This window comes from Kribbella sp. NPDC051936, assembly GCF_040680955.1.
In the GTDB taxonomy this organism is placed as follows: domain Bacteria; phylum Actinomycetota; class Actinomycetes; order Propionibacteriales; family Kribbellaceae; genus Kribbella.
On the sequence record NZ_JBFAXS010000009.1, the window covers coordinates 216,504 to 231,003 of the forward strand.

Sequence of the window (14,500 nt, forward strand, 5' to 3'; positions counted from 1 at the left end):
ACCGGGGAAGGCTGAGGGCAGCAACGTTCAGGGGGGATTCCGCCCTACCTCGGAGGCCTGACCGATGCGACGCATCATCACACTTGTGCTCACCCTCGTGGTGGCAACCACCGCCTGGGCTGTCGGCGTCCAGCCGGCGCCGGCCTACCCGCCGACCCCGCCGTCGGCGAGCACCGCGGCCAGTCAGCTCGCCAGTCTCACCGTGAAGACGGAAGGCTCGACGAGCGGCTACAGCCGGGACCTCTTCCCGCACTGGATCATCCAGTCCGGGACCTGCGACACCCGCGAGCAGGTGCTGAAGCGCGACGGTACCGGCGTCACTGTCGACAGCAGCTGTCACCCGACCGCCGGGAAGTGGTACAGCGTGTACGACGCGGTGTGGGTGACCGATTCCTCGTCGGTCGACATCGACCACATCGTGCCGCTGGCCGAGGCCTGGAAGTCCGGTGCGAACGCCTGGACGACCGCCCGGCGGCAGCAGTTCGCGAACGACCTGACGATCGCGCAGCTGATCGCGGTCTCGGCGTCCAGCAACCGCTCGAAGGGTGACTCGGACCCGTCGGAGTGGAAGCCGACCAACACGTCGGTGCACTGCATCTACGCGCGCGAGTGGATCTGGGTGAAGTACACCTACGGCCTGTCGTTGCAGTCCGCGGAGAAGACGGCCCTCACGCAGATGCTCGGCACCTGCTAGTCCTCGAGAAGGTGGCGGCGCTGGGCGTGGATGCCGGCCTGGAAACGGGTCCGCGCGCCCAGCGTCTCCATCAACTCGGCCACCCGCCGGCCGACCGTGCGGCTGCTCAACGCGAGCTGCCGCGCGATCGCGTCGTCCTTGAACCCGGCGGCCAGCAGCGTCATCAGCCGGGCGTCGGTCGGGTCGGCCTTCGCGGCTGGGACCACCGGCACGGCCTGGTCCCAGAGCAGCCAGAACATCTCGATCAGCGCGTCCAGCAGCGCACACGGATGCACGACCAGCGCGCTGTCGACCAGTTGGTCAACTGAGAGAGGCAGCAGGGCGATCTTCCGGTCGAACACCGCCAGCTTCATCGGCACCTGCGGATGCACGCGTGACGTCTCACCGGCGTCCGCCGCGCTGTACGCCTCGTCGACACCGCCCGGGATATCGAGCGAGTCGGGGGAGTAGATGCCGTGCACGACAACGCCCTCGCCGAGGAGTCCTCGTACGGTGCTGTCCGACTCGTCGGCTTGAGCGGCGTACGGCGGCCGGTCCAGGACCAGGAGCTGATGACTGGTGCCGTTGAGAAGCTGTGCGAACCGGGCGGCGATCGCCTCCTGCCCGACGATCACCTCGACCAGATTCTCCGGCCGGTACTGCTCCTGGGTGCTCAGCTCGGACAGCAGCACCCGAGCCTCGGCGCGGACACGGTCCAGCTCGGCCCGCCGTACGGCGACCAGCGCGTCGACCGCGACGTCCGGACGGGTCGGCAACAGCCGCACCGGGTCGTCGGAGGTGCTCGTCAGCAGACCGAGCTTCTCGAGACGGCCGACGGTGGCGACGACGTCCTGCTCGTCCCGGCCGAGGCGCTCGGCGAGCTCACGGATGTCGCAGCCCGGGGCCGACAGCAGCGCCCGGTAGGCCTCCTCATCGGGGCCGTCCACCCCAACCGACTCCAGCATTCGAACAGGCTATCTCGTCGGTTGGACGGCCTCGACCGGTTTGGCGACTTCGCGCCATGTCTGGGATACGTCAGCGCACTGTCCGGTGCTGCCAGGTGCACGGACCCCTCAGGTGGGGTATGTCTGACGGTGCCGGGCGCGCGCGGATCGGACAGGGGACGTCCGGTCAAGCCTCAACGCGCGCGCCCGACCTTCGCTTCACCCGCAGGTAGCTGCGCCAGATCATCCGCTGCAGCATCAGCGTGACCACCCCGGCCGCCGTCATCCCGGCCAGGTTGATACCGAGCTGCGCCGCCGATCCGCCGATCTGGTGCGGCGCCCAGAGCGCGATCGACAGGGCGAGGTCACCGGCGGCCGGGACGGTCGTCACCGAGATGAAGACACCGACCAGGGCGTTGCCCCGGCCCGCGGTCTGCGACAGGACGCCGGCGCACCCGGCCAGGACGGCGACGACGGCCGACCAGCGGTCCGGTCGCCAGATGAAGCCGGTCAGCGGCCGGTCCGCCGTCACGTCGCCGGTGTCGACCCAGCCGACGGCCCGCGCCACCAAGGCGGCCACCACCGTGATGGCGATCGCGATGACGAAGCCCTTGACCAGGAGTGCCAGGGACCGCCGGGTCAGACCGCTCTTGCGCAGGAACAGGCCGACCGCGAGCGCGGCGACGACACCGAACTCGGGGCCGACGACCATGGCGCCGACGACGAGGATCGAGGAGTCGGTGATCACGGCGACCGACGCGATCATCGTCGCCAGCGTGAGGAACACGTAGTACGACCAGGACCCGCCGGCCTCGTTGTAGGCCTGGTCGACGACGGCGTCCCAGATGACCGCGTCGTCGGGCGCCCCGGGCGCCGCCTTCTCCGCGGCCTGTGCGTTCCGCGACGGCGCCGCGTCGACCACGCTGACCGCGACCGCGCCGTCGTCGTACAGGCCCTCGGACTTGAGGAAGGCCAGGACGTCCGAGGTGGCCTCGCGGGTCACATCGCATTCGATGACATCGCCCTCTGGCCGGTGCGCGGCCCCGGGCAGGCGGACGATGCTGGTGACCCGCGGATCGGCGACGAGCGTGTCCAGGACGCGCTCGCTGCGGTCCGATGGGACGATGAGACGAAGGTGCATCACGGGCCACATGCTGTCAGGCCGCCGGTCACCTTCCGGTCATGGCCTCGCCCATGCACCCCCGGATATGGTCCACTGACGCACCGGATCCAGGGAGGCACAATGAGTGACGGTACGGCTGCCGCCGAGCCGAAGGCCGGCGAGCGTCCCGAGCTGAAGCGGGTGATGGGGCCCGGGCTCCTGCTGCTGTTCGTGGTCGGCGACATCCTCGGCACCGGCGTCTACGCGCTGACCGGCAAGGTGGCCGGCGAGGTCGGCGGCGCGGTGTGGCTGCCGTTCCTGTGCGCGTTCGTGGTCGCCCTGCTGACCGCGACCAGCTACCTGGAGCTCGTCACGAAGTACCCCAAGGCAGGCGGCGCCGCGGTCTACACGCACAAGGCGTTCGGCATCCACTTCCTGACCTTCCTGCTGACGTTCGCGGTGATGTGCTCGGGCCTGACCTCGGCGTCCAGCGCGTCCAAGGCGTTCGCGGCGAACTTCTTCTCCGCGGCGCACATCGACCCCGACCGCGGCGCGCTGCTGATGATCACCGCGCTCGCGTTCATGACCCTGATCGCGCTGGTGAACCTGCGCGGCGTCGGCGAGAGCGTGAAGGCGAACGTGGTCCTGACCTGCGTCGAGCTCAGCGGTCTGCTGATCGTGATCGGGATCGGCGCCTGGGCGCTGATCGGCGGCGACGGCGACACCTCCCGGCTGACCGAGTTCCACGTCCCCGAGGGCGAGTCGGGGTTCGGCGCGGTGACCGCCGCGACCGCGCTGGCGTTCTTCGCGATGGTCGGCTTCGAGGACTCGGTCAACATGGCCGAGGAGACCAAGGACCCGGTCCGGATCTTCCCGCGGATGATGCTGATCGGCCTGTGCATCACCGGTGTCATCTACGTGCTGGTCGCGATCTCAGCGGTCGCGCTGGTCTCGCCGGACGAGCTGAACAAGGGCGCCACGCCGCTGCTGAAGGTCGTCCAGGCCGGTGCGCCAGGGTTCCCGCTCGAGGTGTTCGCGTGGATCACGATGTTCGCGGTCGCGAACTCGGCGCTGATCAACATGCTGATGGCCAGCCGGCTGCTGTACGGGATGTCGCACGAGCAGGTGCTGCCCGGTCCGCTCGGCCGGGTGCTGCGCCGCCGCCGGACGCCGTACATCGCGATCCTGTTCACAACGCTGCTCGCCTTCGCCCTGATCGGGTACGCCGACCTTGCGGCGTTGGGCGGTACGACGGCGTTCCTGCTGCTCTGCGTCTTCGCGATCGTGAACGTCGCGGTGCTGGTGCTGCGCCGGGACCCGGTCGAGCACAAGCACTTCCATGCGCCGACCGCGCTGCCGGTGCTGGGCGCCGTGCTGTGCGTCTACCTGGCGAGCCCGTTGTCCGGCCGGGCGTCGGCCGACTACAAGATCGCCGGCTGGCTGATGCTGGTCGGCGTCGGGCTGTGGGCGCTCACGTGGCTGCTCAACAAGTACGTGTTCAACCGGCACGCCGATTTCGACCCGTCGCACCTCGATCAACAGGGGCCGGTGAACTGACCGGCAGATACGCCGCGACCACCACGGTCACCAGGGCCAGGGCTCCGGTGGCGACAGCGATCCAGCCGAGTGCGGGGTAGCCCGCACCGGCGTCGATCGCCAGGCCGCCGAGCCACGGCCCGGCCGTGATGCCGACGTTGAACGCGGAGAAGTTCGTCGCGGTCGCGAGCGTCGGCGCGTCACCGGCCAGGCCGAACACCCTGGCGTTCAGAGCCGGGTTGGCAGCGAACCCGAAGCCGCCGAGCAGCGCGGTCACCGTGATCGCCGCGGCCGGGACGCCGGCGGCCAGCGCCAGTACGGCGGACAGCAGGATCAGCCCTGTGATGCTGATGAACAACGTGTGGAACGGCAGCGCATCGGCGAATCGGCCGCCGATGGTGATCCCGATGAAGGAGCCGAGGCCGTACAGCGCGAGGACGGCGGGGACCGCGCCGTCCGGCAGGCCGGTGGTCCGGGTGAGCAGCGGCGCCAGGTAGCTGAAGACGACGAGGATCGTGGCGGTGACCAGGGCTGTCGTGGCGAAGGCCAGCCAGAGTCGTGCATTGCGGAGGCCCCGGAGTTCGTCGGCCAGCCGGGGTGCGCTCGCGGGATCGAGCCGGTCGGCCGGGACGGTGGCCAGCACGCCGGCCATCGCAAGGACGCACAGGCCGGCGACGGTCCAGAACGCGGATTGCCACCCCAGATGCTGACCCAGGACAGTGCCCAGCGGGAGCCCGACGATGGTTGCGATCGTCAGGCCGCCCGTCACGATGCTCATTGCGCGGGCGCGGCTGGTCGCCGGTACGAGGTTGACGACGGTCACCGCGGCGACGGACCAGAACCCGGCGTACACGAACGCGCCGGCGATCCGGGTCGCGAGCAGCACCGCGTAGCTCGAGGTCAGCGCGCCGGCGACGTGGGTGAGCGCGAAGACCCCGAGGAAGACGAGCAACGCCGTACGGCGGGACCAGGTGAGCGTGGCGACCGCGAGGACCGGCGCGCCGACGAGCATGCCGAGCGCGAACGCCGAGATCAGCAGCCCGGCCCGGGGGATCGAGACGTGCAGATCGCTCGCGAGTTCGGGCAGCAGTCCGGCGAGCATCAGCTCGGACGTGCCCTGCGCGAAGATGCTCAGCCCAAGGACATAGACAGCGATCGGCATCGTTCCCCCTCACTGCGACGAGTGCCACTCGCAGTATCACAGATATCACTGTCCGCTGTCGCCGCGCCTGTCTCGGGCTGAGACTTGGGGGAGTACGGCATCGTAGAGACATGAGCTTTCAGACCCCGGCGAAGCGATCTGGGCGGAGTGTGGATGCCGCCAGGATCGGTAGCGGGCTGAAGCTGCTCGTTGCGCTGGTGGGGCTGATGTGGCTGTCCGAGGTCGTCGACACGGCGATGAACGGCGCGCTGGACCAGTACGGGATCATCTCCCGTGAGCCGCGCGGCCTGGTCGGCATCCTCACTGCGCCGTTCCTGCACCTCGGGTTCGGGCACCTGATCTCGAACACGCTGCCATTGGTCACCCTCGGCGCGCTGATCGCGGTCAGCGGCGCGGCCCGGCTGTTCGCGGTGACCGCGATCGTCACCGTGATCGGCGGCTTCGGCACCTGGCTGATCTCACCGCCGAACACGATCACGATCGGCGCCAGCGGCCTGGTCTTCGGGTACGCGTCGTACCTGATCCTCCGCGGGCTGTTCAACCGGCGGCTCGGTCAGGTGCTGCTGGGCATCCTCGTCGTGATGGTGTGGGGCAGCGCGCTGCTCGGCGGGCTGCTGCCGCAGGACGGGATCTCCTGGCAGGGCCACCTGTTCGGCGGTATCGCCGGGGTGCTCGCGGCCTGGGTGCTGGCGGACGACAAGCAGCAGCGCGTCAAATAAGCGTGCTCGGGTCCGTGTTGGCCCCGCAGACCACCACGACGACCCGCTCGTCGGCCGCTGGTTCGTAGGCCCCCGAGGTCAAGGCCGCGTACGCCGTGGCGCCGCCGTGTTCGGCCGCCAGGTGGTACGTGTGCCACAACTGTTTGCGGGCGGCAATGATCGCCTCGTCGTCCACCAGGACGGACTGCACGCGATGGCCCTGGACTGCCTCGAACGCGAGATCGCCCAAGCGGCGGGCTCCGAGCGAGTCGGCAGCGACCCCGCCGACCGATCCATCCGCGGGCTGCCCTGCACGCAGGGCGCGGTGCATCGTGGGTGCTTGCGCCGGCTCGACGCCGATCACCTGGGCGTTGGCACCGATCGCGGTGGCGATGCCTGCGATCAGGCCGCCGCCACCGACGGCGACCAGGACCGTGTCGAAGCCGCCGGCCTGCTCGAGCAGTTCGAGACCGACGGTGCCTTGGCCGGCGACGATCTCGGGCTGGTCGTAGGCGTGCACCAGCAGTGCGCCCGTCTCCTCCCGCTCGGCGAGCGCCGCCTGGTACGCCTCGGCGTACTCGGATCCGACCTGCACGATGTCCGCCTCGAGCGTGCGCAGCTTGCCGAGCTTCGCGGCCGGCGTCGTTTCCGGTACGAAGATCCGCGCAGGTACGCCGAGTTCGCGGGCCGCGTACGCCGCGGCCAGCCCGTGGTTGCCGCCGGAGGCCGCGACGATGCCCTGGCCGGTCAGCTCGCCGCTGTCCTTCGCGGTCAGCAGGCGGTTGAACGCGCCGCGCGGCTTGAACGAGCCGGTGTGCTGGAGCAGTTCGAGCTTGAACGTGAGGCCGGGCGCCAGCGGGATCACCGGGGTACGCCGTACCCGTCCGGCGATCCGTTCCGCGGCGCGCTGGACGTCGTCGAGGCTTACTGTCATGCCCCAACCCTGCCACGATGGGAATCAGCCGACGGTTGGGAGGCCAGGCAATGGCTGGGATGGGCGCGTACGAGGAGAGCTACCGGCGGAGCCTGGACGACCCGCACGGATTCTGGCTCGAAGCCGCGGAGGCGATCACCTGGACGCGGCCGCCGACCCGCGCGATCGACGCCGCCCACGCCCCGATCTTCCGCTGGTTCCCCGACGGCGAGCTGAACACGTCGTACAACGCCCTCGACCGGCACGTCGAGGCCGGTGACGGACAGCGGACCGCCCTGATCTACGACTCGCCCGTCACCGGCAGCGGCCGCGCGTACACCTACGCGCAACTGCGGGACGAGGTGGCGGAGTTCGCCGGCGCGCTCGCGTCGCTCGGGGTCGGCAAGGGCGACCGCGTGATCGTCTACATGCCGATGATCCCGGAAGCAGTCGTCGCGATGCTGGCCTGCGCTCGCCTCGGTGCCATCCACTCGGTGGTGTTCGGCGGCTTCGCGCCACGCGAACTGGCGGCCCGGATCGAGGACGCCGGGCCTCGCGTGATCGTCGCGGCGTCGTGCGGCATCGAGCCGACCCGCGTGGTCGAGTACAAGCCGATCATCGACCAAGCGCTGACGATCTCCTCCCACCAGCCGGAGCACACGATCGTGTTCCAGCGCGAGCAGGCCCCGGCCGAGCTCGGTGAGCGCGACATCGACTGGACCACGCTCACCGCAAGGGCCCAGCCGGCCGGACCGGTGCAGGTCGCGGCCACCGACCCCCTCTACATCCTCTACACCTCCGGTACGACGGGCAGGCCGAAAGGTGTCGTCCGCGACAACGGCGGCCACGCGGTCGCACTGGCCTGGACTATGCGCAACGTGTACGACATCGGCCCGGGCGACGTGTGGTGGACCGCCTCCGACGTCGGCTGGGTGGTCGGGCACTCGTACATCGTCTATGCACCGCTGCTGGTCGGCGCGACCACGATCCTGTACGAAGGCAAGCCCGTCGGTACGCCGGACGCGGGCGCGTTCTGGCGGGTGATCTCCGAGCACGGAGCGAAGGCGCTGTTCACCGCGCCGACCGCGTTCCGGGCGATCAAGAAGGTCGACCCGGAGGCCGCCGAGCTGGCGAAGTACCCGATCGACAGGTTCCGGACGCTGTTCCTGGCGGGGGAGCGGCTCGACCCGGAGACGTACCACTGGGCGCACCAGCACCTCGGCGTACCGGTGGTCGACCACTGGTGGCAGACCGAGACCGGCTGGCCGATCGCCGCGAACCCGCGCGGGCTGGAGCCGCTGCCGACCAAGCCGGGGTCGGCGACGGTGCCGATGCCGGGGTGGAACGTGCAGATCCTCGACGGCTACGGCAAGGAGCTGCTGCCGCACGAGGAAGGCGCGATCGCGATCAAGCTGCCGCTGCCGCCCGGCGCGCTGCCGACGCTGTGGGGCGACGACCAGCGCTACATCGACAGTTACCTGAAGGAGTACGACGGCTACTACCTGACCGGTGACGGCGGGTTCATCGACGACGACGGCTACATCTTCGTGATGGGCCGCACCGACGACGTCATCAATGTGGCCGGCCACCGGTTGTCGACCGGATCGATCGAGGCCGTCGTGGCGGCGAACCCGGCGGTGGCCGAGTGCGCGGTGATCGGCGTGCACGACCCGCTGAAGGGTCAGTTGCCGCGCGCGTTCGTCGTACTGAAGGCCGGTGCGACGGTCCCCGAGGAGGTGCTGCGCGACGAGCTCGTGGCCGCCGTACGCCGGGAGATCGGGCCGGTCGCCGCGTTCCGGGACGTGTCGGTGGTCGACGCGCTGCCGAAGACCCGCTCGGGCAAGATCCTGCGCCGGACGATGCGCGGGATCGCGGACGGCCGCGACGAGCCGGTCCCGTCGACGATCGAGGACGCCGCGGTGCTCGACGCGCTACGCCCGGTCCTGCGCGGCCAGGAAGGCTAGAACGGCGGGACTCGCCACCGACCGGAACTCGTGGAAGTAGGCGTGCCGCGCGCCGGGGATCAGCTCGGCCCGTGCGCCCGGGATCCGGTCGGCGAGCAGTTGCGCGTTCGCGACCGGGCTGAAGCTGTCGTCGGTGCCGTGCAGGATCAGCGTGGGCGCCGTGATGCTCGGCAGCCCGTCCCACGCGTCATGCCGGTTGCTGGCCACCAGATGACGGCCTTTGGCGTACGGCGGCATGCCCGTGTCACCGAGCACGTAGTACGGGCCGGGGTTGTGGGCGAGCCATTCCGGTGTGTACATGAGCTCGAGCAGGACACGGTCGCTGCGCGCCGGATCGGCCAGCGCCTTGCGGATCTGCTGGCTGCGTTCGTACCCGTGCTCGGCGCCTGGTGACGTGCAGCCGAGGACCAGCGTGCCGACCCGATCCGGCGCATCGATGGCGAGCCACTGCGCGACACGGCCGCCCATCGAGGTCCCGTAGATGTCCGCGCGGTCCAGGCCGAGTGCGTCGAGTACGGCGATCACGTCCTGCGCGAACCCGCGCGTGCTGTACGGCTCGTCGGGTTTGTCGCTGTCACCCGTCCCGCGCCAGTCCAGGGTGATCAGCCGCCGTCCTCCGAAATCGGGAAGGATCGGATCCCACCACGTGTGGTTGTTCGACTGACCGGCCAGGAGGACAAGTGGTTGCCCCTCGCCACGAATCTGATAGGCGATCTTCGTCCCGTCAACAGCTGCCGCGTGTGGCACAGAGATAGTGTGCAGGTATGCGAGTCGTGATTGCTGGTGGACACGGTCAGATCGCCCTGCGGTTGACGCGGTTGCTGAGCGCCGACGGGCACCAGGTCGTCGGCGTGGTGCGGAACCCGGATCACGAGGCCGACATCGCCGCCGCCGGCGGGCAGGCCGCCGTCCTGGACCTCGAACAGGCCGACGCAGGCGCCGTGGCCGAGGTGCTGTCCGGCGCGGACGTGGCGATCTTCGCGGCCGGCGCCGGGCCCGGCAGCGGCAACGCGCGCAAGGACACCGTCGACCGCGGCGCGGCCGCGCTGTTCGCCGACGCTGCCGAGCGGGCCGGCGTCCGGCGGCACCTCCAGGTCGGCTCGATGGGCGCCGACCGCGCCGAGTCACTCACCGACGACTCGACGTTCACGATCTACCTGAAGGCCAAGTGGGCCGCCGAGGAGGACCTCCGGGCGCGCGACCTGGACTGGACGGTCCTGCGGCCGGGCGGCCTGACCGACGACCCCGGCACCGGCACGGTGTACCTCGCCGACAAGACCGGCAACGGCCGGATCACCCGCGACGACGTGGCGCTGGTGCTGGCCGGTCTCTGTGACACTCCGGCCGCGATCGGCCGGACGCTCGAGCTCGTCGCCGGGGACACCCCGGTCCGCGAGGCCCTCGAGAACCTCTGAAGTTGCCACAAGCAACAGAATGCGACAGGACGGCGACATATGGCAGACACACTCCGGCAGGTGACCTTCGAGCGCCTGGTGAACAGCAGCTACGAGGTGCGGAACGCCCGCGGCGGGAGCATCCGGGTCGGCTCCGGCGGGGCCGACACCGACTTCACGCCGGTCGAGCTGCTGCTGGCTGCGATCGGGACCTGTTCGGCGATCGACGTCGACATCGTGGTGAGCCGCCGGTCCGAGCCGACCGAGTTCAGCGCGGTGGTCCGCGGTGACAAGATCCGGGACCCCGAGGAGGGCAACCGGATGGAGAACCTCGCGGTCGAGTTCACCATCAACTTCCCCGAGGGTGAGGACGGCGACAAGGCCCGCGAGGCCCTGCCGCGCGCGGTGAAGATGTCCCACGACCGGCTGTGCACGGTCAGCCGCACGGTCGAGCTCGGCACCCCTGTCACGACGACGGTCAACGACTGAGACGGCTCGCCGGACTCAGGAACTCGGTGGCCGGCCGGAGGCGCGTGTGCAGCAGTTCCTGGGTCCGCCGGCTGTCGAGCCGGATGTCGGACGGCGCGCCCGGGACCGAGGGCAGCGCCTCCGGATCCAGGCCGTCGCGGATCGCGATCCGGCGCCCGAGCTCGAGCCGGCTCAGCGCCTCCGGGCCCGCGACGTGCGCGACCCCGGCGACGTCCGAGGTGAGCAGTTCGAGCAGTGCGGCCGCCAGATCCGCGACGTGGACCGGACAGCGGATGTTGGCGGTGTAGAACGCGCCGGGTTCGCCGGCCGCCAACCGGCGTACCCGTAGCTCCTCCTCCGACAGGCCGTCGGATCCGATGATGAGCGAAGTACGCGCGATGACGGCCTTGGGCAGGATCGCCTGGATCGCCGTCTCGGCCGCCGCCTTGGCCGCGCCGTACGGCGTCGTCGGGCACGGCAGCTCGTGCTCCTCGAAGGCGGCGGCCCGCGGTCCGAACACGGTATCGCTCGACACGAACACGAGCCGCGCACCGCCCGCTGCCAGCGCGACGTTCACCGCGCCGTCGGTCGTCGTCGCCCAGTCGTCCTGCTTGTACGCGGTGTGGATGATCCCGTCCGGCCGGACATCGCGGATCACCGCCCGCACCTCGTCCCGGCGCCGTACGTCGAGCTTCACCCCGCCCGGCACGGTCTGAGAGTGGTACGCCGGCACGACCTCGTGGTCGGCGGCACGCAGCAGTTGACGCCCCAGGAACCCGGTGGCCCCAGTGACGAGCAACCTCACCTGGCGACTGTATAACGTTCGAGCCGCCGACCGGCAGTCCGCGTCGCACGCTTCACGCCTGGTCGGTCACCGGCTTCTGCGGTCCGCGGTAGCGCTGCGTCTGCGAGTAGACCAGGTTGGTCGTCGTACTGCCGAAGTCGGTCAGCTCGTTGACGAGCTCCTCCAGGTGCGGCATCGACGCGGCCGCGACCTTCAGCGTGTAGCAGTCGTCGCCGGTGGTCCGCAGGCATTCCAGGATCTCGCGGCGCTCGGCCAGCAGCCGGCGCAGCAGCTCGTGCTTGTTGCCCGGGTACTTCAGCCGTACGACGGCCAGCACCGGGTAGCCGACCTTCGTCAGGTCGACCTCCGCGCGATACCCGGTGATGACACCGATCGACTCGAGCCGGCGCACCCGCTCGGTGGTGGCCGACGCGCTCAGGTTGACCCGCCGGCCGAGCTCGGTGAGCGACAGCCGGGCGTCGTCCTGCAGCTCGTTCAGGATCGTCCAGTCGATCGGATCGAGAGTCTCGGTCATACGGTCAATCTACCGTCGATTCCCCGGCAGATGGTGCCGTACGCCGGGAGGAATCTCTTCAGCGGCGGCCCCTCGCCTGGATAGCCTGAGGGCGTGGAACTTGGAGTGAACGTACCGAACTTCGGCCCGGGGACGAACCCGGCGCGGCTGCGGGACTGGGCCGGCGTCGTGGAAGGTCTCGGCTACGACCTGCTGATGGTGTCGGACCACGTGGTGATCACGCCGGACGTCGCGGAGCAGTACCCGGCGCCGTTCTACGAGCCGTTCACCACGCTCAGCTGGCTGGCCGGGATCACGTCCCGGGTCCGGCTGGGGACGACGGTGCTGATCGCGCCGTACCGACACCCGTTGCTGGTGGCAAGGATGGCGGCGAACCTGCACGCGTTGAGCGGCGGCCGGCTGGTGCTCGGCGTCGGGGTGGGCTGGGCGCGCGGCGAGTTCGAGGCGCTCGGCGCGGAGCACGCGCGGCGCGGCCGCCGGACCGACGAGATCCTCGCCGAGGTGCGCCGGGCATGGACCGACACCGCCGACTACGGCAACGGGACCATCCCGATCTGGGTCGGCGGCTCGAGCCCGGCGGCGCTGCGGCGGACCGTCCGGTACGGCGACGCGTGGCATCCGTTGCGGCAGACGATCGGCGACCTGCGGGACGGACTCGACCGGCTGCGGACGACCGCGGCGTCGCTCGACCGGCCGGCGCCGGCGTTCGCGCCGCGGATCCTGCTCCGGCTCACCGACAAGCCGCTGCGCGACGACGAGCGGGTGGCCGGCGAAGGCTCGACCGACCAGGTCGTGCAGGACCTCGCCGTCCTGCGGGAGCTCGGCGCGCAGAGCGTCGTGCTCGACCCGTTCGTCGGCGACCCCACTGAGACCGAGCGGCCGGAAGCGGCCTGGCAGGCGTTGGCGACGATCGCGGCCCACCGGTGACCATCCCTATGACTGGAGACGATGTGACCCCTGAAGAAGAGAACTTCCTGCGCCGCGCGATCGCACTGGCCGCCGCGTCGCGCGAGGCGGGCGACCCGCCGTTCGGCTCGCTGCTGGTCGGACCCGACGGGTCCGTCCTCGCCGAGGACCACAACACCACGATGAGCGAGGGGAACATCAGCTTCCATCCGGAGCTGAAGCTGGCAGTCTGGGCGGCTCAGCACCTGACGCCCGAGGTCGCGGCCGGCACGACGATGTACACGAGCTGCCAGCCCTGCCCGATGTGCTCGGGCGCTCTTGCACGCTCCGGCCTCGGCAGGGTCGTGTTCGCGCTGTCGGGGGAACAACTCGACGGCCTCAAGTCGACCGGCGGCTTCCCGGCCGTCCCGTTGGAAGGCCCGGCTTTGTACGACGAGGCCCGCGTACCGGTCGACGGCTACTACAGCTGACACGGGGTCCCGTTGCCGGGACCCCGCAGCGACTACTTGACCGGCGTCAGGCAGAGCACGTACTTGGTGGAACCGTTCTGGTAGCGGTACGACGCCTCGGCGTTCTCGCCGCACTGGCTGTCGTCGGTCGAGTCGTCGATCTTGTCGACGATCTTGTACTCGGCCTCCGACGAGGCGCAGTCGACGACCTTCACGTCCGGGTTGACCGACGTGCCCTTGTTCACCACACAGGCGCCGATCTTGGCCTTGGCCTCGGTCGAGTTCAGGTTCGCGAACACGATCGCGGCGATCAGCGCGATCGGCAGGATCAGCATGGCGATCGCCGGGCGCTGGAACAGCGGCTTGCCCGGATCCATCGGACGGCCCGGGCCCGGCGTGGGCTCGGGGAGCCCCTTGAACTTCTGCATCGGGCCGATGTTCATCAGCATGATGAACGGGTTGATGATCGCCGAACCGATGCCCCACCAGCCCTGCCAGAGGCTCTTCGACGTCATGTCGCGCACCGACGCGATCCCGCAGGTACGGCAGAACGGGCCGGTCAGCTTCAGCCAGCGCATCAGGATGATCATGCCCTGGTGGCCGCGGACGGTCGCGTCGGCCGCCGGGTAGCCGCCGCAGAAGCGGCAGGTCATCTGGCCCTGCGGCGCGTAGCCCTGCTGCGGGAACGACTGGTCCTGCTGGTACTGCTGGCCCGGGTACTGACCCTGCTGCGGCGGGTACTGCTGACCGGCGTCCTGCTGGTACTGCTGGCCTGCGTACTGCTCACCGCCGTACGGCTGCTGGTACTGCTGGCCGCCGTACTGTTCCTGACCGGGTTGCTGGGGCTGCTGGCCCGGGTCGGTGTACTGCGGGAACTGCTGCTGCTGGGGTGGCGGACCGTAGCCGGCCGGCTGACCTGCGTAAGGGTTCTGCGGCGGCTGGGGAGGGGATGTGGTCACGGATATTTCCTGA

At 70.1% G+C, this 14,500-nt stretch carries 16 protein-coding genes; 8 read left to right on the forward strand and 8 right to left on the reverse strand.

Annotated features, from left to right (window positions below; translation table 11 throughout):
• The first annotated feature begins 64 nt into the window (after positions 1-64).
• The gene (locus AB0L64_RS31325; RefSeq protein ID WP_363715943.1) at positions 65-694 is read left to right on the forward strand and encodes an HNH endonuclease family protein; all 630 of its coding nucleotides are present in this window, start codon (positions 65-67) and stop codon (positions 692-694) included.
• Here the strand turns inward: AB0L64_RS31325 and AB0L64_RS31330 are convergent.
• Both AB0L64_RS31330 and AB0L64_RS31335 read right to left on the reverse strand, forming a co-directional pair.
• On the reverse strand, positions 691-1,638 hold the full coding sequence (locus AB0L64_RS31330) for a MarR family transcriptional regulator (protein ID WP_363715945.1): 948 nt from the start codon (positions 1,636-1,638) through the stop codon (positions 691-693). The genes AB0L64_RS31325 and AB0L64_RS31330 overlap by 4 nt on opposite strands.
• A gap of 166 nt (positions 1,639-1,804) precedes the next feature.
• Positions 1,805-2,758 carry a DUF389 domain-containing protein gene (locus AB0L64_RS31335; protein ID WP_363716456.1) on the reverse strand — a complete coding sequence of 318 codons (954 nt, stop codon included), beginning with the start codon at positions 2,756-2,758 and terminating at the stop codon, positions 1,805-1,807.
• Positions 2,759-2,860: 102 nt separating this feature from the next.
• Between AB0L64_RS31335 and AB0L64_RS31340 the strand changes: the two genes are divergently transcribed.
• Positions 2,861-4,276: an APC family permease gene (locus AB0L64_RS31340; RefSeq protein WP_363715946.1), complete on the forward strand. Its 1,416-nt coding sequence runs from the start codon at positions 2,861-2,863 to the stop codon at positions 4,274-4,276.
• Here AB0L64_RS31340 and AB0L64_RS31345 read toward each other — a convergent pair.
• The gene (locus AB0L64_RS31345; RefSeq protein ID WP_363715948.1) at positions 4,218-5,417 is read right to left on the reverse strand and encodes a Cmx/CmrA family chloramphenicol efflux MFS transporter; all 1,200 of its coding nucleotides are present in this window, start codon (positions 5,415-5,417) and stop codon (positions 4,218-4,220) included. The two genes, AB0L64_RS31340 and AB0L64_RS31345, sit on opposite strands and share 59 nt — an antisense overlap.
• A 110-nt stretch (positions 5,418-5,527) precedes the next feature.
• On the opposite strand from AB0L64_RS31345, the gene AB0L64_RS31350 reads away from it, so the two are divergent.
• Positions 5,528-6,136: a rhomboid family intramembrane serine protease gene (locus AB0L64_RS31350; protein WP_363715950.1), complete on the forward strand. Its 609-nt coding sequence runs from the start codon at positions 5,528-5,530 to the stop codon at positions 6,134-6,136.
• Here the strand turns inward: AB0L64_RS31350 and AB0L64_RS31355 are convergent.
• Positions 6,129-7,049 carry a threonine/serine dehydratase gene (locus tag AB0L64_RS31355; RefSeq protein ID WP_363715952.1) on the reverse strand — a complete coding sequence of 307 codons (921 nt, stop codon included), beginning with the start codon at positions 7,047-7,049 and terminating at the stop codon, positions 6,129-6,131. The two genes, AB0L64_RS31350 and AB0L64_RS31355, sit on opposite strands and share 8 nt — an antisense overlap.
• A 50-nt stretch (positions 7,050-7,099) precedes the next feature.
• Here AB0L64_RS31355 and AB0L64_RS31360 point away from each other — a divergent pair, with 50 nt between their 5' ends.
• Positions 7,100-8,992 (forward strand): propionyl-CoA synthetase, encoded by a 1,893-nt coding sequence (locus AB0L64_RS31360; RefSeq protein WP_363715954.1) that lies wholly within the window; start codon positions 7,100-7,102, stop codon positions 8,990-8,992.
• On the opposite strand, the gene AB0L64_RS31365 is transcribed toward AB0L64_RS31360, so the two are convergent.
• Positions 8,960-9,739, reverse strand: a complete 780-nt coding sequence (locus tag AB0L64_RS31365) for an alpha/beta fold hydrolase (RefSeq protein WP_363715956.1) — start codon at positions 9,737-9,739, stop codon at positions 8,960-8,962. The genes AB0L64_RS31360 and AB0L64_RS31365 overlap by 33 nt on opposite strands.
• Positions 9,740-9,756: 17 nt before the next feature.
• Between AB0L64_RS31365 and AB0L64_RS31370 the strand changes: the two genes are divergently transcribed.
• Positions 9,757-10,407: an SDR family oxidoreductase gene (locus tag AB0L64_RS31370; protein WP_363715958.1), complete on the forward strand. Its 651-nt coding sequence runs from the start codon at positions 9,757-9,759 to the stop codon at positions 10,405-10,407.
• 60 nt (positions 10,408-10,467) lie between these two features.
• Positions 10,468-10,875, forward strand: a complete 408-nt coding sequence (locus tag AB0L64_RS31375) for an OsmC family protein (RefSeq protein WP_363715960.1) — start codon at positions 10,468-10,470, stop codon at positions 10,873-10,875.
• Here AB0L64_RS31375 and AB0L64_RS31380 read toward each other — a convergent pair.
• Positions 10,865-11,659: a sugar nucleotide-binding protein gene (locus AB0L64_RS31380; protein ID WP_363715962.1), complete on the reverse strand. Its 795-nt coding sequence runs from the start codon at positions 11,657-11,659 to the stop codon at positions 10,865-10,867. The genes AB0L64_RS31375 and AB0L64_RS31380 overlap by 11 nt on opposite strands.
• 52 nt (positions 11,660-11,711) lie before the next feature.
• Complete coding sequence (locus AB0L64_RS31385; protein ID WP_363715964.1) at positions 11,712-12,173, reverse strand: Lrp/AsnC family transcriptional regulator; 462 nt, start codon at positions 12,171-12,173, stop codon at positions 11,712-11,714.
• A 93-nt stretch (positions 12,174-12,266) separates the two neighbouring features.
• Here AB0L64_RS31385 and AB0L64_RS31390 point away from each other — a divergent pair, with 93 nt between their 5' ends.
• Together AB0L64_RS31390 and AB0L64_RS31395 are read left to right on the forward strand one after the other, a co-directional pair.
• A complete protein-coding gene (locus AB0L64_RS31390; RefSeq protein WP_363715966.1) occupies positions 12,267-13,100 on the forward strand; it encodes an LLM class flavin-dependent oxidoreductase in 834 nt (277 codons plus the stop codon).
• A gap of 23 nt (positions 13,101-13,123) precedes the next feature.
• Positions 13,124-13,549: a nucleoside deaminase gene (locus tag AB0L64_RS31395; RefSeq protein ID WP_363715968.1), complete on the forward strand. Its 426-nt coding sequence runs from the start codon at positions 13,124-13,126 to the stop codon at positions 13,547-13,549.
• A gap of 32 nt (positions 13,550-13,581) precedes the next feature.
• On the opposite strand, the gene AB0L64_RS31400 is transcribed toward AB0L64_RS31395, so the two are convergent.
• Positions 13,582-14,487: a toxin-antitoxin system, toxin component gene (locus AB0L64_RS31400; RefSeq protein WP_363715970.1), complete on the reverse strand. Its 906-nt coding sequence runs from the start codon at positions 14,485-14,487 to the stop codon at positions 13,582-13,584.
• Positions 14,488-14,500 lie beyond the last annotated feature (13 nt).